Genomic DNA, 23,495 nt, shown 5'->3' with positions numbered 1-23,495 from the left:
CCTTCGGGACCAGCCCCTCGCGGCACCGTCCGCACCCCCGGAGAACAGTGGAGGCGTCATGACAGCCCCGAGCCCGGCCCCCGCGCCCCCGAACAGGGGCGGCCGCTGGATCCAGCACTGGGATCCGGAGGACGAGACCTTCTGGAACACGACCGGGGAGAAGGTCGCCCGCCGCAACCTCGTCTTCTCCGTGCTGTCCGAGCACATCGGCTTCTCGGTCTGGACGATGTGGTCCGTGCTGGTGCTCTTCATGGGCCCGGAGTACGGGCTCACCCCGGCCGACAAGTTCCTGCTGACGTCCATGGTCACGCTGGTCGGCGCCGTGGTCCGCGTCCCGTACACCTTCGCCGTCGCGGTCTTCGGCGGGCGCAACTGGACGGTCGTCTCCGCCGGGCTGCTGCTCGTCCCCACGGTGGCCGCGTTCGCGGTGATGGAGCCGGGGACGTCCTTCTCCACCTTCCTGCTGGTCGGCCTGCTGGCCGGCATCGGCGGCGGCAACTTCGCCTCCTCCATGACCAACATCAACGCCTTCTTCCCGCTCAGGAAGAAGGGGTGGGCGCTCGGCCTGAACGCCGGCGGCGGCAACATCGGCGTGCCCGTGATCCAGCTCGCCGCCCTCGCGATCATCGGGGCGAGCGGCGGGCCGCGGGTGCTGCTCGGCCTCTACATCCCGCTGATCGTCGTGGCCGCCACGCTCGCCGCGCTGTACATGGACAACCTCGCCTCGGTGAAGAACGACACCGGTGCCGCCAAGGACGCCGCCCGGGACGCGCACACCTGGATCATGGCGTTCCTCTACATCGGCACCTTCGGCTCGTTCATCGGCTACAGCTTCGCCTTCGGGCAGGTGCTCCAGAACCAGTTCGACCGCACCCCGCTCGAGGCCGCGTACGTCACGTTCGTCGGCCCGCTGCTCGGCTCCCTGATCCGCCCGGTGGGCGGATCGCTCGCCGACCGGTACGGCGGCTCGAGGATCACCCTGTGGAACTTCGTCGCCATGGGCGCGGCGACCGCGGTGCTGATCGCCGCCTCCATGCAGAAGTCGCTGGCGCTGTTCACCGTCGCCTTCGTGGTGCTGTTCGTGCTGAGCGGCCTCGGCAACGGCTCGACGTACAAGATGATCCCCGGCATCTTCCAGGCCAAGGCCCAGGCCAAGGGGCTCACGGGCGAGGAGGCGGCCGCGTACGGGCGGCGGCTGTCCGGGGCGTCGATGGGGCTGATCGGCGCGGTGGGCGCGCTCGGCGGGGTCGGCATCAACCTGGCCTTCCGCCAGTCCTTCCTCTCCTACGGCTCCGGCACCGGCGCGTTCGTCGCGTTCCTCGCCTGTTACGGGGTCTGCTTCGTGGTCACCTGGGCCGTATACCTCCGCCGCCCGGCGGCCCGCCAGGGGGCGCCGGCACCGCCCCGGAGGAGAAGCCGCAGCTCAGCTACGCCGAGGTGTGACGGGAAGTGACGTAACACTGGTGACATCAAGCCGAACCGAGCCTGTCACGGATCGTTGACAGGCTCGGTCCGGCACGGAGGTGGAGCCGCACCTCCGTGCGGTACGCCGACTCGAGTGCGGGACGAGAGCCATGGACGACGAACGACAGCGACCGGACCACGGGCCACTCGCGGGCTTCACCGTGGGGGTGACCGCGGCGCGCCGGGCCGACGAACTGGGCGCGCTGCTGGAGCGGCGCGGAGCCGTCGTGCTGCACGCCCCCGCCCTGCGGATCGTGCCGCTGGCCGACGACAGCGAACTCCTGGCCGCCACCAAGGAGATCATCGGGCAGGCCCCGGACATCGCGATCGCCACCACCGCCATCGGCTTCCGGGGCTGGGTGGAGGCCGCCGACGGCTGGGGGCTGGGCGAGGACCTGCTGGCGAGGCTGCGCGAGGTGCGGATCCTGGCGCGCGGCCCCAAGGTGAAGGGCGCGATCCGGGCCGCCGGACTGACCGAGGAGTGGTCGCCGGCGTCGGAGTCCCTGGCGGAGGTGCTCGACCGGCTGCTCGAGGAGGGCGTCGACGGACTGCGCGTCGCCGTGCAGCTGCACGGCGAGCCGCTGCCCGGGTTCGTGGAGTCGCTGCGGGCCGGGGGAGCGGAGGTGGTGGGGGTGCCGGTCTACCGGTGGCTGCCGCCGGAGGACCTCGGCCCCGTCGACCGGCTGCTGGACGCCGCCGTCTCCCGGACCCTGGACGCGGTCACCTTCACCAGCGCGCCCGCCGCGGCCTCCCTGCTGTCCCGGGCCGAGGAGCGCGGCCTGCTCGACGACGTGCTCGCCGCCCTCGGCCACGACGTCCTGCCCGCCTGCGTCGGCCCGGTCACCGCGCTGCCGTTGCAGGCCCGCGGCGTCGGCACCGTCCAGCCCGAACGCTTCCGGCTCGGCCCCCTCGTCCAGTTGCTCTGCCAGGAACTGCCCGCCCGGGCCCGCACGTTGCCCGTCGCCGGGCACCGGGTGGAGATCCGCGGGCACGCGGTCCTGGTGGACGACGAGCTCAGGCCCGTACCGCCGGCCGGCATGTCCCTGCTGCGGGCGCTCGCCCGGCGGCCCGGCTGGGTCGTCGCCCGCGCGGACCTGCTGCGCGCGCTGCCGGGAGCGGGCCGCGACGAGCACGCGGTGGAGACCGCCATGGCCCGCCTGCGCAGCGCCCTCGGCGCCCCCAAGCTGATCCAGACGGTCGTCAAGCGCGGCTACCGGCTCGCCCTGGACCCGCAGGCGGAGTCGAAGTACGCGGACGCCTGAGCGTGCCGGCCGGCCCGGCGGGGCGAGGGTGCCGTGCGGGGGGTTCCGGGCGCGGGAGCGGGCAGGCACTGTAGGGAGAGGACTTCCCGGCCCCTCACGCGCATCACCCCGGTCCCGCGCGGCCGGGGTGAAACCCTAGGCGGTGACAGGCACATGGCACTGGGTACGGCCACGGCGCCCCACGAGCTGCGGTTCGACACCGGGCGGGTCTGTCTGGATCTCCTCGCGACCACGCACCCCGTGGAACGGCTCGGCTCGGTCGAGGTGCTGCGGGCCTGGATCACCGGCTCGGGACTCGTCCCGCCGGGCACCCCGCTGGCCCACGCCGACCCCTCGTGGCCGGCGGCCTTCCGCGAACTGCGCGACCGGATCGGCCCGTTGGTGCGCGGCCGGGCGGCGCCCGGCGTCCGCGCGTACGACCTCGCGCTCGCCCGGGTCAACGACCTCGCCCGCGCGGCGCCCCCGGCCCCGCGCGCGGTCCCCGGTGACGACGGTGTGCTGACGCGCCGTCTCGACGGCCCGCCCGGCCGCGCCGCACTGCTCGCGGCGGTCGCGCGGGACGCCGTGTACCTGCTCACCGACCCCGTCGCGCGCGCGGGTCTGCGGCAGTGCGAGGGCGACAACTGCCCGATCGTGTACCTCGACACCTCCCGGGGCCACCGGAGGCGCTGGTGCTCCAGCGAGGTCTGCGGGAACCGCGAACGCGTGGCCCGCCACCGCCGCCGCGCCGCCCTCGCCCGCGCCTGAGGCGCCCGGCCCCCGCCCGGCCGCCCTGAACGGCCGCCCCCGGTACGGCTTCCGCGCGCCGCCCGCGCCGGGACGCCGCGGTGACGTCCCTCACGCCCCGCGCGCCGCCCGCGCTCCACGGGCGGCGCGCCCGTCCTCGCCGCCGTGTCGGAAACGTGAAGGGAAAGCGGGGGGAATGTGACCTCATGTCCCGGTCCTCGCGCCGCCCCGCAGAAAACTGTCCCCTCGCTTTGAACACCCGGCGCCCCGTCTGCGTACCGGTTGTCGAGCGACCGGCTGGGGGAACCCCCGGACATCGGAGGTGGGCGTGCGCAAGGATTCCGTCGTGGCCAATGACCGTGCATCGAGGGCCCGACATCGCATGCCCTCAGCGCCGTCGGAACCCGACGAGGAGCTGATGCGTGCGCTGTACCGCGAGCACGCCGGACCCTTGCTGGCCTACGTCCTGCGGCTGGTCGCCGGAGACCGGCAACGCGCCGAGGACGTCGTGCAGGAGACGCTCATCCGTGCCTGGAAGAACGCCGGTCAGCTCAATCGGGCGACCGGTTCGGTACGCCCCTGGCTGGTGACGGTCGCCCGGCGCATCGTCATCGACGGCCACCGCAGCCGGCAGGCCCGGCCGCAGGAGGTCGATCCGTCGCCGCTGGAGGTCATCCCCGCGGAGGACGAGATCGACAAGGCGCTGTGGCTGATGACGCTGTCGGACGCGCTCGACGACCTGACCCCTGCCCACCGGGAGGTCCTCGTCGAGACGTACTTCAAGGGGCGTACCGTCAATGAGGCGGCGCAGACACTCGGCATACCCAGCGGCACCGTCCGCTCCCGGGTGTTCTACGCCCTGCGGTCGATGAAGCTGGCTCTGGAGGAGCGGGGGGTGACGGCGTGATGAGTGTGTACGGGGGAAATCAGGGATTCGGCACGGGCGGTGCGGGTATGTCTGGGGCCATGCAGGGATCACCGGTGCCGAACGAACACGAGACCGTCGGCGCCTACGCCCTCGGCATCCTCGACGACGCCGAAGCAACCGCTTTCGAGGCGCACCTCGCGACCTGCGAGTGGTGCGCCCAGCAGCTCGACGAACTCGCGGGCATGGAACCGATGCTGGCCGCGCTCGCGGACCTGCCCGGTGCCGGGACGCCCGACATCGGCGAGTCGCTGTCCGCCCGGCCGAGTCCGCGCGTGGTGGAGAAGCTGGTCGACGAGGTCGCCGAGCGCCGCGCGAGGAAGCGCCGCCGCAACTTCTACATGGTGGCCGCGGCGGGCGCGCTGATCGTCAGCGGCCCCTTCGTGGCCGTGGCGACCACCGGCGGGGACGACGGCGGCGGTGGCGGTGGCGGCGGCACCGGCCGGACGCTCGCGGCGAACCCGGCCAAGGAGACCTTCGACAAGACCCCCGACAAGGTCTCGGCCACCGATCCGGGCACCAAGGTCTCCGCGACCGTGGCGCTGGAGAAGAAGGCCTGGGGCACCCAGACGGTCCTGGAGCTGAAGAATGTCACGGGTCCGCAGAAGTGCTCGCTGGTCGCCGTCGGGAAGAACGGCGAGCGGGAGACCGTCACGTCCTGGTCGGTCCCGGACTGGGGCTACGGCCTGCCGGACGCCGAGGCGGACAAGGCCAAGCAGCCGCTGTACGTCCAGGGCGGCGCCGCGTTCGAACCGAACGAGATCGATCACTTCGAGGTGATGACCTTCGACGGCAAGCGGCTGGTGGAGGTCGACTCGTAGCCTCACGGGGCTCCCTTCGCGTACGGTTGACGGCTGCCCAGCACGTCAGAAGGGGGCCCGGTGGCCGCTCAGGCTCAACAGGAAACCGCGGTCGACCCGGTTCACGACTCCGTTCGCGACCGGGAGATCCGCGTCGAACAGGAACACCTGGACCGGGTGTACCGGCGCCTCGAGGAGAAGATCCACGAGGCCGAGTTCCTCATGCGCGACGCCGCCCGGCGCGGCCAGGTCGGCACGCCCGGCGCCCTCGCCGAGCGGGACGCCCAGGTCTTCCGGGCCGGCGTCCACCTCAACCGGCTGAACAACGAGTTCGAGGACTTCCTCTTCGGCCGGATCGACCTGCTGCCCGGCAAGGACGGCAGGAAGGGCCCCGACGGCGCCTACACCGCCGTCGAGCCCGCCGAGGGCGCCGTGCGCCCCGACAACACCGCCGACATCGCCGAGACCCTGCACATCGGCCGCATCGGCGTCCTCGACGAGGACTACGCCCCGCTGGTCATCGACTGGCGGGCCCCGGCCGCCGCGCCCTTCTACCGGTCCACGCCGGTCGACCCGGGCCGGGTCGTGCGCCGCCGCGTGATCCGCTCCAAGGGCCGCCGCGTCCTCGGTGTCGAGGACGACCTGATGCGCCCGGAGCTGACGGCGTCCCTGGACGGCCACGAGCTGCCCGTGATCGGCGACGGCGCCCTGATGGCCGCGCTCGGCCAGGCCCGCACCCACACCATGCGGGACATCGTGGCGTCCATCCAGGCCGAGCAGGACCTGGTGATCCGCGCCCCCGCCGCCTCGGTGACCCACGTCGAGGGCGGCCCCGGCACCGGCAAGACCGCCGTCGCCCTGCACCGGGCGGCCTACCTGCTCTACCAGGACCGGCGCCGGTACGCGGGCGGCATCCTGATCGTCTCGCCCACCCCCCTGCTGGTCGCCTACACCGAGGGCGTGCTGCCCTCGCTCGGCGAGGAGGGCCAGGTCGCGATCCGCGCCGTCGGCTCGCTCGTCGAGGGCGTCGAGGCGACGCTGTACGACTCCCCGTCGGTGGCCCGTGCCAAGGGCTCGTCGCGCATGCTCAAGGTGCTGCGGAAGGCCGCGCGCGGAGCGCTGGAGGGGAACGGTTCACCGGCCCGGCTGCGGGTCGTCGCCTTCGGCCGGCGCCTGGAGCTGGAGGCCGGGGAGCTGGCGGAGATCCGCCGCACCGCCCTCGGCGGCACCGCCCCGGTCAACCTGCTGCGCCCCCGCGCCCGCAAGCTGCTGCTCGACGCCCTGTGGGAGCGCTCCGGCGCGGCGGGCCGGCACACCGACCCGGAGCTCGCCGCCGAGCTGCGCTCCTCCTTCGACGAGGACGTCACCTCCGAGGACGACTTCACCGCCTTCCTCGACGCCTGGTGGCCCGAGCTGACCCCGGCCGCCGTCCTCGGCGCCATGGCGGACGAGAAGCGCCTGGGCCGCTGGTCCCGCCGCGTCCTCAACCCCGGCGAGGTCCGCAGGGTCGCCCGCTCGCTGCAGCGGGACGGCCGCTCCGTGCACGACGTCGCGCTGCTCGACGAGCTCCAGGCGATCCTCGGCACCCCGGCCCGCCCCCGCAGGAAGCGCGAGATCGACCCGCTGGACCAGCTCACCGGCCTGGAGGAGCTGATGCCGGTGCGCGAGGAGTCGCAGCGCGAGCGGGCCGAGCGGCTCGCCCAGGAGCGCGTCGAGTACGCCCACGTGATCGTCGACGAGGCCCAGGACCTCACCCCGATGCAGTGGCGCATGGTCGGCCGGCGCGGGCGGCACGCCACCTGGACGGTCGTCGGCGACCCGGCCCAGTCCTCCTGGTCCGACCCCGACGAGGCCGCCCAGGCCCGCGACGAGGCCCTCGGCACGCGGCCCCGCCGCCGCTTCGAGCTCACGGTGAACTACCGCAACCCGGCGGAGATCGCCGAGCTGGCGTCGAAGGTGCTCGCCCTCGCCATGCCCGGCTCGGTGTCCCCGCGGGCGGTGCGCTCCACCGGCGTGGAGCCGCGCTTCTCGGTCGTGACGGAGTCGCTGGGCGCGACCGTGCGCGCGGAGGCGGCGCGGCTGCTGGAGCAGGTGGACGGCACGGTCGGCGTGGTCGTCGCCATGCAGCGCCGCGAGGAGGCCCGGCGCTGGCTCGACGGGCTGGGCGACCGCGTCGTGGCGCTCGGCAGCCTGGAGGCCAAGGGCCTGGAGTACGACGCCACCGTCGTCGTCTCCCCGGCCGAGATCGCCGACGAGTCGCCGGCCGGGCTGCGCGTCCTGTACGTCGCCCTGACCCGGGCCACCCGGCAGCTGACGGTGGTCTCGCAGGAGCGGGACGAGCCGGACGCGGCCGGGGTGCCGGACCTGCTGAGGGACTGAGCCCGGGGGGGCCGGCCCCGGGGTGCCGGTCCCCGCGCGGGAAAACCGTCCGCGGTACGGGAATGGCCCACCGGGATCCTTTGTTAGCCTTGGTGTGGCACCGGCCCGATCCAAGCCCCCGGGCCCAACCTTCGTCGCTACGAGCGACCACTTGCCGCGAGGCGAGCATGGCGGGTCGGTGTCACCAAGCGTTCCGGAGGCCCACGTCACCTGGTGTGACGTGGGCCTCTTTCGCTGTCCGGGCCCCTTCACCGATCCGGACCACCTCTCGTATGGTGGAAGAAGCTTTCCGAAAGACGCCGGAGATACCCGCCCCGGGTGCGAACAAAACGTTCGCAACTCGAAGCGACTACCGCGTACTCGGCGGTAGGTGCGACGATCGGACGGCACAACGCTGTGCCACACAGCGAAGCAGCGACACGGTGAAAGCAGAGGAAGTCGGCCATGGCAACGGCGCCCAGCGTCTCCTACTCGATGACCATCCGGCTGGAGGTGCCCGCGAGCGGAACCGCGGTCTCCCAGCTCACCACGGCTGTCGAGTCCCACGGAGGCTCGGTGACCGGCCTCGACGTCACGGCGTCCGGCCACGAGAAGCTCCGCATCGACGTCACCATCGCGGCCACCTCCACCGCCCACGCCGACGAGATCGTCGAGCAGCTGCGCGGCATCGAGGGCGTCACCCTGGGCAAGGTCTCGGACCGTACGTTCCTGATGCACCTCGGCGGCAAGATCGAGATGGCGTCGAAGCACCCCATCCGCAACCGTGACGACCTCTCCATGGTCTACACCCCGGGTGTCGCCCGGGTCTGCATGGCGATCGCCGAGAACCCCGAGGACGCGCGCCGCCTCACCATCAAGCGCAACTCCGTCGCGGTCGTCACCGACGGCTCCGCCGTGCTGGGCCTGGGCAACATCGGCCCCAAGGCCGCGCTGCCGGTCATGGAGGGCAAGGCGGCCCTGTTCAAGCGCTTCGCCGGCATCGACGCCTGGCCGATCTGCCTGGACACCCAGGACACCGACGCGATCGTCGAGATCGTCAAGGCCATCGCCCCGGGCTTCGCCGGCATCAACCTGGAGGACATCTCCGCGCCGCGCTGCTTCGAGATCGAGGCCCGGCTGCGCGAGGCGCTCGACATCCCCGTCTTCCACGACGACCAGCACGGCACCGCGATCGTCGTCCTGGCGGCCCTCACCAACGCCCTGCGGGTGGCCGGCAAGGGGATCGAGAACATCCGCGTCGTCATGTCCGGTGCCGGCGCGGCCGGCACGGCCATCCTGAAGCTGCTGCTCGCCGCGGGCGTGAAGAACGCCGTCGTGGCCGACATCCACGGCGTGGTCCACGCGGGCCGTGAGGACCTGGTCGGCGCCGCCCCCGAGTCGGCCCTGCGCTGGATCGCCGACAACACCAACCCCGAGGGCCTGACCGGCACGCTGAAGGAGGCGGTGCGCGGCGCGGACGTCTTCATCGGCGTCTCCGCCCCGAACGTCCTCGACGGCGAGGACGTGGCCGCGATGGCCGAGGGCGCGATCGTGTTCGCGCTCGCGAACCCCGACCCCGAGGTGGACCCGGCGATCGCCCGCCAGACGGCGGCCGTCGTGGCCACCGGGCGCTCCGACTTCCCCAACCAGATCAACAACGTGCTGGTCTTCCCCGGCGTGTTCCGCGGCCTGCTGGACGCCCAGTCCCGCACCGTCAACACCGAGATGATGCTGGCCGCCGCGCAGGCCCTCGCGGACGTGGTGACCGAGGACGAGCTGAACCCGAACTACATCATCCCGTCCGTCTTCAACGACAAGGTCGCGGGCGCGGTGGCCGGCGCGGTGCGGGAGGCGGCCCGGGCGGCCGGGGCGTAGGGTCCCGTGGGCCCCGCGGCCGCTCCGGCCGCACCGGGGCTGTGAGGATCGCCACGGCCGGGTTCACACCGGCGCGTCGTGGAACCCGTGGCTCCTGGCGTCCCTCTAGGGTGGCGGCCAGGCCCGGGCGCAGGCCCCTGCGGTCCGTCGCCGGAAGCGTACGGAACGTCACCTTATCGGGGTCGTGGCGTTCCTCGTGTGACTCCCTCGGGTGTTCTCATGACTCCTGCGGGTGCCGGATTGGCTTTACCGCCGCAGGTGGAGGCAGGATGCGTCTCTGGGCGCGAGGGTCTGACGACGGACCCGGGTCCGGGGACTCACCGAGGAACCTGGCAGCATCGGCTTCGCCGTGCCCGACATGCGGCTCCGCCGCGTGGCACGCCTCAACGGCAAGAAGAACACGGGAGTAACAACATGAACCGCAGTGAGCTGGTGGCCGCGCTGGCCGACCGTGCCGAGGTGACCCGCAAGGACGCCGACGCCGTGCTGGCCGCGTTCGCCGACGTCGTCGGCGACATCGTCTCCAAGGGCGACGAGAAGGTCACCATCCCCGGCTTCCTGACCTTCGAGCGCACCCACCGTGCCGCTCGTACCGCGCGCAACCCGCAGACCGGTGAGCCGATCCAGATCCCGGCCGGCTACAGCGTCAAGGTCTCCGCGGGCTCCAAGCTGAAGGAAGCCGCCAAGGGCAAGTGACCCCGCCCCGTGCGCCCCGGGACGGCGTACGAGGCACGGTGACAGCGAAAGGGGCGGCCACCCGGTGAGGGTGGCCGCCCCTTTCGGCGTGCGCGGCGGTGCCTGCCCGGGGGAGCCCCCGGGCCCCCGGCCGGGCGGTGCCGCCCGGCCGGGACGAGGAGGCCGGGTCAGGCGAGGGCCTTGCCCGGGAGTTCGGCCTTCGCGCCGAGCTCCACCAGCTTCTCCATGAAGTTCTCGTAGCCGCGGTTGATCAGGTCGATGCCGTGGACGCGGGACGTGCCCTGCGCGGCGAGCGCGGCGATGAGGTAGGAGAAGCCGCCGCGCAGGTCGGGGATGACCAGGTCGGCGCCCTGCAGCCGGGTGGGGCCCGAGACGACCGCCGAGTGCAGGAAGTTGCGCTGGCCGAAGCGGCAGTCGGAGCCGCCCAGGCACTCGCGGTAGAGCTGGATGTGGGCGCCCATCTGGTTGAGCGCGGAGGTGAAGCCGAGGCGGGACTCGTAGACCGTCTCGTGGATGATCGACAGGCCCGTCGCCTGGGTCAGGGCGACCACCAGCGGCTGCTGCCAGTCGGTCTGGAAGCCGGGGTGGACGTCCGTCTCCAGCGCGATGGACTTCAGCTGGCCGCCGGGGTGCCAGAAGCGGATGCCCTCGTCGTCGATCTCGAAGGCGCCGCCGACCTTCCGGTAGGTGTTCAGGAACGTCATCATCGAGCGCTGCTGGGCGCCGTGGACGTAGATGTTGCCCTCGGTCGCCAGCGCCGCGGACGCCCACGAGGCGGCCTCCAGGCGGTCGGGCAGGGCGCGGTGGGTGTAGCCGCCGAGCTTGTCCACACCGGTGATGCGGATCGTCCGGTCGGTGTCCATCGCGATGATGGCGCCCATCTTCTGCAGGACGCAGATCAGGTCCTCGATCTCCGGCTCCACCGCGGCGTTGGACAGCTCGGTGACGCCCTCGGCGAGCACCGCCGTCAGCAGCACCTGCTCGGTCGCGCCGACGGACGGGTACGGCAGCCGGATCTTCGTGCCGCGCAGCCGCTGCGGGGCCTCCAGGTACTGGCCGTCCGCCCGCTTCTCGATCGTCGCGCCGAACTGGCGCAGCACGTCGAAGTGGAAGTCGATGGGCCGGCCGCCGATGTCGCAGCCGCCCAGGCCGGGGATGAACGCGTGCCCGAGGCGGTGCAGCAGCGGGCCGCAGAACAGGATCGGGATCCGCGAGGAACCCGCGTGGGCATCGATGTCGGCGACGTTGGCGCTCTCCACGTACGTGGGGTCGAGCACCAGCTCGCCGGGCTCCTCGCCCGGGCGGACCGTCACGCCGTGCAGTTGCAGCAGACCCCGTACGACGCGGACGTCGCGGATGTCCGGAACGTTGCGCAGGCGGCTCGGAGCGCTGCCCAGCAGCGCGGCGACCATGGCCTTCGGTACGAGGTTCTTCGCACCGCGGACACGGATCTCGCCCTCCAGCGGGGTTCCGCCGTGGACAAGCAGGACATCGTCGTTGACGGTCATGAATCTCGCGTTCCGTGGAGTGGGGCAGGGGCCAGGAGGCAAAGGGTAATAGCCCCGCGCCCCCCTTCCGTAAGCCCGCGGAGCGCCCGGCGGTGTCAAGACCGTGTCACAACACGAACCGTTCCGGCGCGGACACGCCCGGTCACCGGTCCGGCCGTGCGCCGGGCGTGCTCCCGGTCGCCCTGAGCTGCGTTCACTCCCATACCCCCGTTGCCTCCCCACGCGGGGGGAAGATGCGGGATCATGTCTGGCATGACCGAGGTGTCCTCGCTCACAGGGCGGCTGCTCGTGGCCACGCCCGCCCTGGCGGACCCGAACTTCGACCGCGCGGTGGTGCTCCTCCTCGACCACGACGAGGAGGGCTCGCTCGGTGTCGTCCTCAACCGTCCGACCCCGGTGGACGTGGGGGACATCCTGGAGGGCTGGGCCGACCTCGCGGGCGAGCCCGGCGTGGTGTTCCAGGGCGGTCCGGTGTCGCTGGACTCGGCCCTCGGCGTCGCCGTCGTCCCCGGCGGGGCGGCCGCGGAGGCCGCGCCGCTGGGCTGGCGCCAGGTGCACGGCGCGATCGGGCTGGTCGACCTGGAGGCCCCGCCGGAGCTCCTCGCCTCCGCCCTCGGCTCGCTGCGCATCTTCGCCGGATACGCCGGCTGGGGCCCGGGCCAGCTGGAGGACGAGCTGGCGGACGGCGCCTGGTACGTCGTGGAGTCGGAGCCCGGCGACGTCTCGTCCCCGGCCCCGGAGCGGCTCTGGCGCGAGGTGCTGCGCCGCCAGCGCAACGAGCTGGCGATGGTGGCCACCTATCCGGACGACCCTTCGCTCAACTGATGGCTGTGAGCTTCAGTACCCTTGGCTGTTATGAGCACTCTTGAGCCCGAGCGCGGGACTGGTACGGGGACCCTCGTCGAGCCGACGCCGCAGACCTCCCACGGCGACGGTGACCACGAGCGCTTCGCCCACTACGTCCAGAAGGACAAGATCATGGCGAGCGCGCTCGACGGCACCCCCGTCGTGGCGCTGTGCGGCAAGGTCTGGGTGCCCGGCCGCGACCCGAAGAAGTACCCGGTGTGCCCCATGTGCAAGGAGATCTACGAGTCCATGGGCGCCGGCGGCGACGACAAGGGCAAGGGCGACCAGTAGTCCCCCCCCCTCCTCCGCCGGTCTCGTCCGAAGGCCCCCGGGGCGCGTTTTGCGTGCCCCGGGGGCCTTTGTGCTGCCCGCGCGTTGCACGGGGTGCGCCGGCCGGTCACAGAGTGGTTGAGACCTCTTGTGGCGCGGTTCACCCAGTCCCTAGCCTCCGGTGTGTTGTGCACAGCGAAATCTGCGTTGCGCATGTTGCAACGCACCATCGGAGGAGCACTCCATGAAGCTGTCCGCCCGCCTGGTCGCCCTCGCGGCCGTCCTCGCCACCGCCGCCTGCGCGCCCCAGACCTCCGGCACCTCCTCCTCCGACGAGGACGAGAAGACCGGGACCCTGCGCGTCTGGCTCTTCCAGGAGGTCAACAACAAGCCCAAGGAACAGGTCGTCGACTCCGTCCTCGCCGCGTTCGAGAAGGCGCACGACGGCACCGAGGTCACCGTCGAGTACATCCCCGTCGAGACCCGCGCCCAGCGCATCAAGGCCGCCTTCAACGACCCGGAGTCCGCGCCCGACCTCATCGAGTACGGCAACACCGACACCGCGGGCTACGTGCGGGACGGCGGACTCGCCGACGTCACCGAGGAGTTCGGGGCCTGGGAGGAGACCGCGGACACCGACCCGACCGCCAGGCGGTCGGTCACCGTCGACGGCAGGGTCTACGGGGCCCCGTACTTCGTCGGCGTCCGCGCGCTGTACTACCGCACGGACGTCTTCGAGGAACTCGGCCTCGACGTCCCGAGGAGCCAGGCCGAGCTGATCTCCACCGCCAAGAAGGTCCGGGCCGCCAAACCCGGGATGTACGGCATCGCCGTCGGCGGCGCCTACACCTACGGCGCGCTGCCCTTCATCTGGGCCCACGGCGGTGAACTCGCCACCGGCAAGGGCGGCTCGTACGCCTCGGCCATCGACGGCGCCGACGCGCGCAGGGGCATCGAGGCCTACACCTCCCTCTTCGGCGACGACAACTGCCCGGCGGCCAAGTGCGCCGGGATGGGCGGCAACGACACGGTGACCGCCTTCGCCTCCGGCAAGGCCGCGATGGCGATCGGCGGCGACTTCAGCCACGCGGCCGTCGAGGCCGGGAAGGTCAAGGGCAAGTACGCCGTCGTGCCGCTGCCGGGCGTCGAGCCCGGCTCCGTCGCCCCCGCGTTCGCGGGCGGGAACAACCTCGGCGTGCTCAAGTCCACCTCGCACCGCACCCTCGCCGTCGACCTGATGAAGCGGCTCGCCTCCAAGGAGGCCCAGGGCAGGCTCTTCGAGGGCATGGGCTTCCTGCCGACCTTCTCGGACGTACGGCAGCGGGCGGCCGCCGAGGAGCCCTTCGTCAAGCCGTTCGTCGAGACCCTCGCCGCGGGCACCGAGTTCGTGCCGGTCTCGCCCGCCTGGGCGCAGATCGACTCCTCGCAGGTGCTGCCGACCATGTTCCAGGAGATCGTCAGCGGCAAGAAGGACGTGGGCGCCGCCGCCGAGGACGCGGCGGAGAAGATGAACGAGGCGTTCGGCTCGGCGGGCTGACCCGGTGACCGCACAGGACACGGTGGCCGTGGAGCACGAGCGCCCGGCGCGCTCCACGGCCCCCGCACCCCGCACCCCGCGAGGCCGCCGGCCGGGCCTCACCCCCTGGCTCTACCTCGCCCCCGCGCTCGTCGTCCTCGGCGCGCTGCTCGCCTACCCCATCTACCAGCTCGGCCTGATCTCGCTCTTCCACTACACCCAGGCCCAGGTCAGCGGCGGGGAACCCACCACCTTCGAGGGGTTCGGCAACTACGCCGAACTCTTCGCCGACGAGCGGTTCTGGCAGGTGCTGCTGGCCACCGTGCTGTTCGCCGCGGCCTGCGTGGTCTGCACGCTCGCCGTGGGCTGCGCGCTCGCCGTGCTCCTCACACGGGTGCGGGCCGTGCCCCGGCTCGCGCTGATGCTGGCCGCGCTGGGCGCCTGGGCGACCCCGGCCGTCACCGGCTCCACGGTCTGGCTGTTCCTCTTCGACGCCGACTTCGGCCCGGTCAACCGGGTGCTGGGCCTCGGCGACCACTCCTGGACGTACGGGAGGTCCAGCGCCTTCCTCCTCGTCCTGCTCGAAGTGGTCTGGTGCTCCTTCCCGTTCGTGATGGTGACGGTCTACGCCGGCATCCGCGCCGTACCGTCCGAGGTGCTGGAGGCCGCGGCCCTGGACGGCGCCTCGCAGTGGCGGATCTGGCGCTCGGTGCTCGCGCCGATGCTCCGGCCGATCCTCGTCGTCGTCACGATCCAGTCGGTGATCTGGGACTTCAAGGTCTTCACCCAGATCTACGTCATGACGAACGGCGGCGGCATCGCGGGCCAGAACCTGGTCCTGAACGTCTACGCCTACCAGCAGGCGTTCGCGTCCTCGCGGTACAGCCTCGGCGCGGCGATCGGCGTGGTGATGCTGCTGATCCTGCTCGCCGTCACGCTGGTGCATCTGCGGCTGCTGCGCCGCCAGGGGGAGGAACTGTGATGCTCGTGGACCGGGACGGGGGACGCCGGGTGAATCTTGTGCGCCGGTTCGTCCGGCGCCCGGGGCGGACGGTGGCCGAGGCGACGGCGCTGCTGACCGCCGCCGTGGTGGCCTTCCCGCTGTACTGGATGGTGCTCGGCGCCTTCAAGCCGGCCGGGGAGATCGAGTCGGCCGAACCGCGCCCCTGGACGTCGGCGCCCACGCTCGACTCCTTCCGGCGGGTGTTCGGACAGCAGGAATTCGGCCGGTACTTCGTCAACAGCGTCGTCGTCGCCCTCGCCGTGGTGATCGCCTCGGCGCTGATCGCCTTTCTCGCCGCGACCGCCGTGACGCGTTTCCGGTTCCGTATGCGGACCACCCTGCTGATCATGTTCCTGGTGGCCCAGATGGTGCCCGTGGAGGCGCTGACCATCCCGTTGTTCTTCCTCATGCGGGACTTCGGTCAGCTGAACACGCTGTGGTCGCTGATCCTGCCGCACATCGCGTTCTCGCTGCCGTTCGCGATCTGGATGCTGCGGGGGTTCGTGAAGGCCGTTCCGGAAGCCCTGGAGGAGGCCGCGTACATCGACGGGGCGAGCAGGGCGCGCTTTCTGTGGCAGATCCTTTTCCCGCTCGTCCTGCCGGGCCTGGTGGCCACGAGCGTGTTTTCCTTCATCTCCACCTGGAACGACTTCCTGTTCGCCAGGTCCTTCATCATCAGCGACATCTCGCAGTCGACCCTGCCGATGGCGCTGCTGGTCTTCTACAAACCCGACGAGCCGGACTGGGGCGGGGTCATGGCCGCGTCCACGGTGATGACGATTCCGGTGCTGGTCTTCTTCGTACTCGTGCAGCGGCGTCTGGTCTCCGGACTGGGCGGCGCGGTAAAGGACTGACTGACGTGACCGAACTGATTCCAGCGCCCCGCAGCCTCGTCGCCGGTTCCGGCGAGGTACGGCTGACGGCGCACTCCCGGCTTCACACCGCCCCCGGGACGGAGGGCGTCGGCCGGTGGCTGCGCACCGTCCTCTGGCAGGCGACCGGCCTGCCGCTGCGCGAGGGACGGGGCCCCGGCGACCCCGGCGACACCGAGGGCGACGGCATCGGGCTCCGGCTCGATCCCGCACTCGGTCCCGAGGAGTACCGCCTCGTCAGCGACCGCGACGGCGTCCTCGTCGACGGCGGCGGCGCGGCCGGTGTCTTCTGGGGCGCCCAGACGCTGCGCCAGCTCCTCGGCCCCGACGCCTACCGCAGGGCCCCGCTCGACCGCGACCGGGCCTGGACGGTGCCGCACGTCAGGATCGAGGACGCCCCCCGGTTCCGCTGGCGCGGCCTGATGCTCGACACCGCCCGGCACTTCATCCCCAAGGAAGGCGTGCTGCGCTATATCGACCTGATGGCGGTGCACAAACTCAACGTCCTGCACCTGCACCTGACGGACGACCAGGGATGGCGCATCGAGATCCGGCGGTACCCGAGACTGACGGAGATCGGCTCCTGGCGCGCCCGGACGAAAATCGGCCACCGCGCGTCACCCCTGTGGGACGACAGGCCGCACGGCGGTCACTACACCCAGGACGACATCCGCGAGATCGTCGCCTACGCCGCCGAGCGGCATATCGGTGTGGTCCCGGAAATCGACGTGCCCGGCCACTCGCAGGCCGCCATCGCCGCCTATCCGGAACTCGGCAACACCGACGTCGTCGACACCGCCTCGCTGGCCGTCTGGGACACCTGGGGGATCAATCCGAACGTCCTCGCCCCCACCGACCACACCCTGCGCTTCTACGAAGGGGTGCTCGAGGAAGTCCTCGAACTGTTCCCCCCGTTCCCCGCGGACACCGGCGCGGCCACCCCGCCGGCCCCGCTTTCCTCGTTCTCCTCGTTCGTCCACATCGGCGGCGACGAATGCGTGAAGGACCAGTGGCGCGCGTCGGCCACCGCGCAACGGCGGATCGCCGACCTCGGACTGAAGGACGAGGACGCGCTCCAGTCCTGGTTCATCGGGCATTTCGCCGGCTGGCTCGCCGCGCGGGGACGGCGGCTGATCGGCTGGGACGAGATCCTCGAGGGCGGCCTCGCCCCGGGCGCCGCGGTGTCCTCCTGGCGCGGGTACGCGGGCGGCGTCGCCGCCGCCCGCGCGGGACACGACGTGGTCATGTGCCCCGAGCAGCAGGTGTACCTGGACCACCGGCAGGACGCGGGCCCCGACGAGCCGGTGCCGATCGGGTACGTGCGCACCCTGGAGGACGTCTACCGGTTCGAGCCCGTCCCCCCGGAGCTGACCCCCGAGGAGGCCGGGCGGGTGCTGGGCACCCAGGCCAACGTGTGGACCGAGGTGATGGAGGACCTGGGGCGCGTGGACTACCAGGTCTTCCCCCGGCTCGCCGCCCTCGCCGAGGTCGCCTGGAGCTTCCTGCCCGCCCCCGCCGAACGCGACGTCGCCGGCTTCGAGCGGCGGATGACCGCCCACTACCGGCGCCTCGACGCCCTGGGCGTCGCCTACCGGCCGCCCGCCGGCCCCCGGCCCTGGCAGAAGCGCCCGGGCGTGCTGGGGCGCCCGATCGACGGCGCGCCCCCGAACCGGTGACCCTCACGCCCGCCCCGCCCCGATCCGGTCACGCGCACACCTCGGACCCGCCTCGAACAGGTAATAAAAACAGGCACAAGGATCACCGAAGAGTGTCAATCCGAGCGCACCGGCGATGTGCTGCGAAAACGGACCAAGCCCGGGGTGAGGTGGGCGAACGTCTCCTAGCGGACCCCCGTCCTCGGCACTCGCCGAGATGTGCCAGAGTTGCCACGTCCGCCCTGTCAGGTCGTACCGTACGGCAACACGGGTCGGACCAGGTGGGGCAGCGGGAAGGGGCAGCCGGTTTTGAGCACGCACGCACCGCAGGCGGCGCAGGCCGTCACGCTGCCCACGACCCTGGACGAGGCCGTGGCGGCGCTCGGGGCCATGCCGGCCGCCGTGCCCGTCGCGGGCGGCACCGACCTGATGGCCGCCGTCAACTCCGGGCAGCTCAGGCCCGCCGCGCTGGTCGGCCTCGGCAGGATCAGCGAGATCCGCGGCTGGCAGTACCTGGACGGCCACGCGCTGCTCGGCGCCGGCCTCACCCACGCGCGCATGGGCCGCCCCGACTTCGCCGCCCTCATCCCGGCGCTCGCCGCCTCCGCGCGGGCCGCCGGACCGCCGCACATCCGCAACGCCGGCACCCTGGGCGGCAACATCGCCTCCGCCGCCCCCACCGGGGACGCGCTGCCGGTGCTGGCCGCGCTGGAGGCGACGCTGATCATCGCGGGCCCGGGCGGCGCCCGCCGGGAGATCCCGGTGTCGCACCTGCTGGCCGGGGTGGACATGCTGCGCGCCGGTGAGCTCATCGGCTACGTGCGCGTGCCGCTGCTGCACGCCCCCCAGGTCTTCCTGAAGGCGACCGGCCGCACCGGCCCCGGCCGCGCCGTCGCCTCCGTCGCCCTCGTGCTCGACCCCGCCCGCCGGGGGGTCCGCTGCGCGGTGGGCGCCATAGCGCCGATGCCGCTGCGGCCCCTGGAGGCCGAGCAGTGGGTCGCGCAGCTCATCGACTGGGACAACAACCGCGCGATCGTGCCGGAGGCGCTGCACGCGTTCGGGGAGTACGTCGCCGCGGCCTGCATCCCCGACGCGGCGCCCGGCGAGGACGGCACCGTCCCACCGCTTCCGCCCGCGGTACTGCACCTGCGGCGCACCGTCGCCGCGCTGGCCCGACGAGCACTGGGGAGGGCGCTGTCGTGACCGACGACCAGCACGGAGAGGGCACGCCCCGGGGCGGCGGCCGCTGGGACCCGTTGCCCCAGGGCGACTACGACGACGGCGCCACCGCCTTCGTGAAGCTTCCCGAGGGGGGCGTCGACGCCCTGCTGGACTCCCTGGAGAGTCCGCTCGCCGCGCCCGGCCACGGCTACGTGCCGCCGCAGATCACGGTGGCCCCCGCGACCACCGGCACCGACCCCGCGGCCACCGGCACCTGGCCGGTCCCGGGCGCGCCCGCCGACGGAGCCGGGTGGCACGACCCGCGGGCCGCCCAGGCGCAGGCCGGGCACCCCGGGCAGGAGCCCGGGGCGGACGCGGCCCCGCGGCACACGGGGCAGGACGACCGGTTCACGTACGACCCCGGCGCCTCCGGGCAGTGGGGCTTCGAGGAGGCGCCCGCCGCGGAGAACCCCGCGCCGGGCCACGACGTCACCGGCCAGTGGTCGATCCCCGTCGCCGGCGGCGACCTCCCGGACGAGTCGGGCGAGTTCACCACCTCCGCCCTGGTCGAACAGTGGGGCGGCAACCCCCCGGCCACCCTTCCGGGCGGCGCCCCCGCCCCCTGGGCCACCCAGGCCATCGGGCAGCCGTGGGGACCCGGCGTGCCCGGGGTCCCGCAGGAGCAGGACGGCGCGCACCCGGACGCGCAGCCCGGCCCGGACGACGCCTCCGCACCCCGGTACCCCGCCGGTCCGGACGGGTACGGCGGGCAGCCCGCCCGGGACGGGGCCGCGTCCGGGCAGCGGGCCGGCGAGCACGGGTCCGAGTGGCCCGGCGCCGCGGGACACGCCCCCGTCTGGCCGGACGCCGGCCACGCGCCCGAGCCGCCCGCGGCGGATCACGCACCGGAGCAGCCCGCGCACGCCGGGCCCCGGTCGTCCGGCGCGCCCCAGCCGTTCGCCACCGAGGGGTACGCGGGATCCGCCGCCCAGCCGCAGTGGGAGACCGGCGCGCAGGAGTACCCCGGGACCGGCGCGGAGGCCGTCCAGGAGTACCCCGGCACCGGCGCGGAGGCCGCCGACGGCGCCTCGGCCGGACTCCGGGAGCACCCGCACCCCGGCTCCCAGGACGCCTCCGGGGCCGACGCGGCCCCCGAGGCCGTCGTCGAGGCCGTCGAGGCCGTGGAAGCCGCACACGAGGCCGCCGAGACCGCACACGAGGCCCTGGAGGCCGCACACGGGGCCTCCGAGGCCGTCCAGGGGCAGGCGGAGCCCTCCGCCGACACCGACCGGACCGGCCCGGAGGCGGACGCCGGACCGGAACCCGCCGCCGACGACGACGGCGCACCGGCGGCCGGCTCCGCGTCCCCGGGCACCGCGACCGCGCAGGACACCCCGGACCCCGCCGGCTCCCCGGACGCTTCGGACGCCCCGGGCGACCCCGCCCCGTCCGAGGCCCCCGCGCCGGACGGCTCGGCGCCGCCGCACGACCCGCCGCCCGGCGCCCCGTACGACGACCATCCTCTGGCCTCCTACGTGCTCCGCGTCAACGGCTCCGACCGGCCGGTCACGGACGCCTGGATCGGCGAGTCGCTGCTCTACGTGCTGCGCGAGCGGCTCGGCCTCGCCGGTGCCAAGGACGGCTGCTCGCAGGGCGAGTGCGGCGCCTGCAACGTGCAGGTCGACGGCCGGCTCGTGGCGTCCTGCCTGGTCCCGGCCGTCACCGCGGCCGGCAGCGAGGTCCGTACCGTCGAGGGCCTGGCCCAGGACGGCCGGCCCTCGGACGTGCAGCGGGCGCTCGCGCGGTGCGGCGCCGTGCAGTGCGGATTCTGCGTGCCGGGCATGGCGATGACCGTGCACGACCTGCTGGAGGGCAACCCGGCGCCCACCGAGCTGGAGACCCGCCAGGCCCTGTGCGGCAACCTGTGCCGGTGCTCCGGCTACCGGGGCGTCGTGGAGGCCGTCAAGGAGGTCGTCGCCGAACGCGAGGCGCACGCCGCGGCCCCCGAGCCCGAGTCCGATCCCGGCCCCGGTCCGGACACGGACGCCGACGCGCCCCGCATCCCGCACCAGGCGGGCCCCGGCGCCGGCGGCGTCAACCCCTCCGCGTTCGGACCCACCGGACCGCACGACCCGCACGACCAGCCCTACGGCCAGGACGGAGGCCAGGCGTGAGCAACGAAGCAGCCACCGCACAGGCCGCGGAGGCCGCCCCCGAGCCGGAACCGCTCCCGCACGGACTCGGCGCCTCCCTCCCGGCCGCCGACGCCCGCGCCAAGACCGAGGGCACCTTCCCGTACGCCGCCGACCTGTGGGCCGAGGGCCTGCTGTGGGCGGCCGTGCTGCGCTCGCCCCACCCGCACGCGCGCATCATGTCCATCGACACCACCCACGCGCGCGAGATGCCCGGCGTCCGCGCGGTCGTCACCCACGAGGACGTCCCCGGCTCGCCGCTGCACGGCCGCGGCACGGCCGACCGCCCGGTCTTCGCCTCCGAGGTGGTGCGCCACCACGGCGAGCCCATCGCCGCCGTCGCCGCCGACCACCCGGACACCGCCCGGATGGCCGCCGCCGCCGTCATCGTCGAGTACGAGGTGCTCGACCCGGTGACCGACCCGGAGCAGGCGTTCGAGGCCGAGCCGCTGCACCCCGACGGCAACCTGATCCGGCACATCCCGCTGCGCCACGGCGACCCCGAGGCGGCCGGTGACGTCGTCGTCGAGGGCCTGTACCGCATCGGCCGCCAGGACCCCGCCCCCATCGGCGCCGAGGCCGGTCTCGCCGTGCCCCGCCCGGACGGCGGCGTCGAGCTGTACCTGGCGTCCACCGATCCGCACGGCGACCGGGACACGGCCGCCGCGGCCTTCGGCCTGGAACCCGAACGGGTGAAGGTCGTCGTCACCGGGGTCCCCGGCGCGACGGCCGACCGCGAGGACCGGAGCTTCCAGCTCCCGCTCGGCCTGCTGGCCCTGAGGACCGGCTGCCCGGTGAAACTCGCCGCCACGCGCGAGGAGTCCTTCCTGGGCCACGCCCACCGCCACCCCACCCTGCTGCGCTACCGCCACCACGCCGACGCCGAGGGCAAGCTGGTCAAGGTCGAGGCGCAGATCCTGCTCGACGCGGGCGCCTACGCCGACACCTCCTCCGACGCCCTGGCCGCCGCCGTCGCCTTCGCCTGCGGGCCGTACGTCGTCCCGAACGCCTTCATCGAGGGCTGGGCCGTGCGCACCAACAACCCGCCCTCCGGCCATGTGCGCGGCGAGGGCGCCATGCAGGTGTGCGCCGCCTACGAGGCGCAGATGGACAAGCTGGCCAAGAAGCTCGGCGTCGACCCGGCGGAGCTGCGGCTGCGCAACGTCATGGCCACCGGCGACGTCCTGCCCACCGGCCAGACCGTGACCTGCCCGGCCCCGGTCGCCGAACTCCTCGAGGCGGTACGGGACTTCCCGCTGCCGCCGCTGCCCAAGGACACCCCCGAGGACGAGTGGCTGCTGCCCGGCGGCCCCGAGGGCGCGGGCGAACCCGGCGCGGTGCGGCGGGGCGTGGGCTACGGCATCGGCATGGTGCACATGCTCGGCGCGGAGGGCGCCGACGAGGTGTCCACGGCCACCGTGAAGGTCCACGACGGCGTGGCCACGGTGCTGTGCGCGGCCGTGGAGACCGGCCAGGGGTTCACCACGCTGGCCCGGCAGATCGTCCAGGAGACGCTCGGCATCGACGAGGTGCACGTGGCGCCCGTGGACACCGACCAGCCGCCGGCGGGCGCGGGCTGCCGCGGCCGGCACACCTGGGTCTCGGGCGGCGCGGTGGAGCGCGCGGCGAAGATGGTCCGCACCCAGCTCCTGCAGCCCCTCGCCCACAAGTTCGGCATGTCCACCGAGCTGCTCCAGATCACCGACGGCAAGATCACCTCGTACGACGGCGTGCTGTCCACGACCGTGACCGAGGCGATGGAAGGCAAGGAGCTGTGGGCCACGGCCCAGTGCCGCCCGCACCCGACCGAGCCCCTGGACGGGTCCGGACAGGGCGACGCCTTCGTCGGCCTGTCCTTCTGCGCCGTCCGCGCGGTGGTCGACGTCGACATCGAGCTCGGCTCGGTCCGGGTCGTCGAACTGGCGGTCGCCCAGGACGTGGGCCGGGTGCTGAACCCCGCCCAGCTGGCCGCCCGGATCGAGGCGGGCGTGACGCAGGGCGTGGGCATCGCGCTCACCGAGAACCTGCGCACCCCGCGCGGTCTGATCCGCCACCCCGACCTGACCGGATACGCCCTCCCGACCGCGCTGGACGCCCCGGACATCCGGATCGTGCAGCTGGTCGAGGAGCGGGACGTGGTCGCCCCCTTCGGCGCGAAGGCGGTCAGCGCGGTGCCGGTGGTGACCTCCCCGGCGGCCATCGCCTCCGCCGTCCGGGCCGCCACGGGCCGCCCGGTGAACCGCCTGCCGATCCGCCCGCAGGCCGCGGTGGTGACCGGCGGCTGAGCGGCCGCCTCGGGTGATTTCCGCGGGGAGGCAACGCGCGGGGGCGTCCCGGCGTCTTCCGTGACGGGGGTGCCGGGCCGG

The 23,495-nt window shown here is 73.4% G+C and carries 17 protein-coding genes and 1 pseudogene; 17 read left to right on the top strand and 1 reads right to left on the bottom strand.

Annotated features, from left to right (window positions below; genetic code table 11):
• The first annotated feature begins 58 nt into the window (after window positions 1–58).
• From GL259_RS16010 to GL259_RS15975, 8 genes and pseudogenes are all read left to right on the top strand, one after another.
• Window positions 59–1,443 (top strand): annotated as a pseudogene (locus GL259_RS16010) (nitrate/nitrite transporter).
• 131 nt (window positions 1,444–1,574) lie between these two features.
• Window positions 1,575–2,726 (top strand): uroporphyrinogen-III synthase, encoded by a 1,152-nt coding sequence (locus tag GL259_RS16005; RefSeq protein ID WP_159533349.1) that lies wholly within the window; start codon window positions 1,575–1,577, stop codon window positions 2,724–2,726.
• 153 nt (window positions 2,727–2,879) lie between these two features.
• On the top strand, window positions 2,880–3,473 hold the full coding sequence (locus GL259_RS16000; RefSeq protein WP_159533347.1) for a CGNR zinc finger domain-containing protein: 594 nt from the start codon (window positions 2,880–2,882) through the stop codon (window positions 3,471–3,473).
• A 301-nt stretch (window positions 3,474–3,774) separates the two neighbouring features.
• Window positions 3,775–4,359 carry a sigma-70 family RNA polymerase sigma factor gene (locus tag GL259_RS15995; protein ID WP_159533345.1) on the top strand — a complete coding sequence of 195 codons (585 nt, stop codon included), beginning with the start codon at window positions 3,775–3,777 and terminating at the stop codon, window positions 4,357–4,359.
• Between the two features lie 74 nt (window positions 4,360–4,433).
• The gene (locus GL259_RS15990) at window positions 4,434–5,198 is read left to right on the top strand and encodes a zf-HC2 domain-containing protein (protein ID WP_279578624.1); all 765 of its coding nucleotides are present in this window, start codon (window positions 4,434–4,436) and stop codon (window positions 5,196–5,198) included.
• A gap of 60 nt (window positions 5,199–5,258) precedes the next feature.
• The gene (locus tag GL259_RS15985; RefSeq protein ID WP_159533341.1) at window positions 5,259–7,556 is read left to right on the top strand and encodes a UvrD-helicase domain-containing protein; all 2,298 of its coding nucleotides are present in this window, start codon (window positions 5,259–5,261) and stop codon (window positions 7,554–7,556) included.
• A gap of 444 nt (window positions 7,557–8,000) precedes the next feature.
• The gene (locus tag GL259_RS15980; RefSeq protein ID WP_159533339.1) at window positions 8,001–9,410 is read left to right on the top strand and encodes an NAD-dependent malic enzyme; all 1,410 of its coding nucleotides are present in this window, start codon (window positions 8,001–8,003) and stop codon (window positions 9,408–9,410) included.
• Window positions 9,411–9,824: 414 nt separating this feature from the next.
• The gene (locus GL259_RS15975) at window positions 9,825–10,106 is read left to right on the top strand and encodes an HU family DNA-binding protein (RefSeq protein ID WP_003990598.1); all 282 of its coding nucleotides are present in this window, start codon (window positions 9,825–9,827) and stop codon (window positions 10,104–10,106) included.
• A gap of 167 nt (window positions 10,107–10,273) precedes the next feature.
• Here the strand turns inward: GL259_RS15975 and murA are convergent, their stop codons facing one another.
• Window positions 10,274–11,614 (bottom strand): UDP-N-acetylglucosamine 1-carboxyvinyltransferase, encoded by a 1,341-nt coding sequence (gene murA / locus GL259_RS15970; RefSeq protein ID WP_159533337.1) that lies wholly within the window; start codon window positions 11,612–11,614, stop codon window positions 10,274–10,276.
• A 252-nt stretch (window positions 11,615–11,866) separates the two neighbouring features.
• Here murA and GL259_RS15965 point away from each other — a divergent pair, with 252 nt between their 5' ends.
• The 9 genes from GL259_RS15965 to GL259_RS15925 all read left to right on the top strand — a co-directional run bounded on the left by GL259_RS15965 (window position 11,867) and on the right by GL259_RS15925 (window position 23,414).
• A complete protein-coding gene (locus GL259_RS15965; protein WP_166461503.1) occupies window positions 11,867–12,439 on the top strand; it encodes a YqgE/AlgH family protein in 573 nt (190 codons plus the stop codon).
• A 30-nt stretch (window positions 12,440–12,469) separates the two neighbouring features.
• Window positions 12,470–12,751, top strand: coding sequence for a DUF3039 domain-containing protein (locus GL259_RS15960; RefSeq protein ID WP_159533333.1), 282 nt, complete (start codon window positions 12,470–12,472; stop codon window positions 12,749–12,751).
• A gap of 223 nt (window positions 12,752–12,974) precedes the next feature.
• Window positions 12,975–14,267, top strand: coding sequence for an extracellular solute-binding protein (locus GL259_RS15955; RefSeq protein ID WP_159533331.1), 1,293 nt, complete (start codon window positions 12,975–12,977; stop codon window positions 14,265–14,267).
• Between the two features lie 28 nt (window positions 14,268–14,295).
• Window positions 14,296–15,228: a sugar ABC transporter permease gene (locus tag GL259_RS15950; RefSeq protein ID WP_243762574.1), complete on the top strand. Its 933-nt coding sequence runs from the start codon at window positions 14,296–14,298 to the stop codon at window positions 15,226–15,228.
• 29 nt (window positions 15,229–15,257) lie between these two features.
• The gene (locus tag GL259_RS15945) at window positions 15,258–16,103 is read left to right on the top strand and encodes a carbohydrate ABC transporter permease (protein ID WP_159538679.1); all 846 of its coding nucleotides are present in this window, start codon (window positions 15,258–15,260) and stop codon (window positions 16,101–16,103) included.
• Between the two features lie 5 nt (window positions 16,104–16,108).
• Complete coding sequence (locus GL259_RS15940; RefSeq protein ID WP_159533327.1) at window positions 16,109–17,797, top strand: beta-N-acetylhexosaminidase; 1,689 nt, start codon at window positions 16,109–16,111, stop codon at window positions 17,795–17,797.
• Between the two features lie 288 nt (window positions 17,798–18,085).
• Window positions 18,086–18,979 (top strand): FAD binding domain-containing protein, encoded by an 894-nt coding sequence (locus tag GL259_RS15935; RefSeq protein WP_159533325.1) that lies wholly within the window; start codon window positions 18,086–18,088, stop codon window positions 18,977–18,979.
• Window positions 18,976–21,111, top strand: a complete 2,136-nt coding sequence (locus GL259_RS15930) for a 2Fe-2S iron-sulfur cluster-binding protein (protein ID WP_159533323.1) — start codon at window positions 18,976–18,978, stop codon at window positions 21,109–21,111. Before GL259_RS15935 ends, GL259_RS15930 begins: the two co-directional genes overlap by 4 nt.
• A complete protein-coding gene (locus tag GL259_RS15925; RefSeq protein WP_159533321.1) occupies window positions 21,108–23,414 on the top strand; it encodes a molybdopterin cofactor-binding domain-containing protein in 2,307 nt (768 codons plus the stop codon). The genes GL259_RS15930 and GL259_RS15925 overlap by 4 nt, the downstream gene beginning before the upstream one ends.
• Window positions 23,415–23,495: the final 81 nt, after the last annotated feature.

Origin of the sequence: Streptomyces sp. Tu 3180 (genome assembly GCF_009852415.1) — a bacterium.
In the GTDB taxonomy this organism is placed as follows: domain Bacteria; phylum Actinomycetota; class Actinomycetes; order Streptomycetales; family Streptomycetaceae; genus Streptomyces.
This window is presented reverse-complemented; position numbering and strand designations above follow the sequence as displayed.

Excerpts from the sequence above, each read along its gene's own strand:
- murA (WP_159533337.1), bottom strand. The coding sequence starts at position 11,614 with ATGACCGTCAACGACGATGTCCTGCTTGTCCACGGCGGAACCCCGCTG.
- GL259_RS15975 (WP_003990598.1), top strand. The coding sequence starts at position 9,825 with ATGAACCGCAGTGAGCTGGTGGCCGCGCTGGCCGACCGTGCCGAGGTG.
- GL259_RS15965 (WP_166461503.1), top strand. The coding sequence starts at position 11,867 with ATGACCGAGGTGTCCTCGCTCACAGGGCGGCTGCTCGTGGCCACGCCC.
- GL259_RS16005 (WP_159533349.1), top strand. The coding sequence starts at position 1,575 with ATGGACGACGAACGACAGCGACCGGACCACGGGCCACTCGCGGGCTTC.
- GL259_RS16000 (WP_159533347.1), top strand. The coding sequence starts at position 2,880 with ATGGCACTGGGTACGGCCACGGCGCCCCACGAGCTGCGGTTCGACACC.
- GL259_RS15980 (WP_159533339.1), top strand. The coding sequence starts at position 8,001 with ATGGCAACGGCGCCCAGCGTCTCCTACTCGATGACCATCCGGCTGGAG.
- GL259_RS15955 (WP_159533331.1), top strand. The coding sequence starts at position 12,975 with ATGAAGCTGTCCGCCCGCCTGGTCGCCCTCGCGGCCGTCCTCGCCACC.
- GL259_RS15960 (WP_159533333.1), top strand. The coding sequence starts at position 12,470 with ATGAGCACTCTTGAGCCCGAGCGCGGGACTGGTACGGGGACCCTCGTC.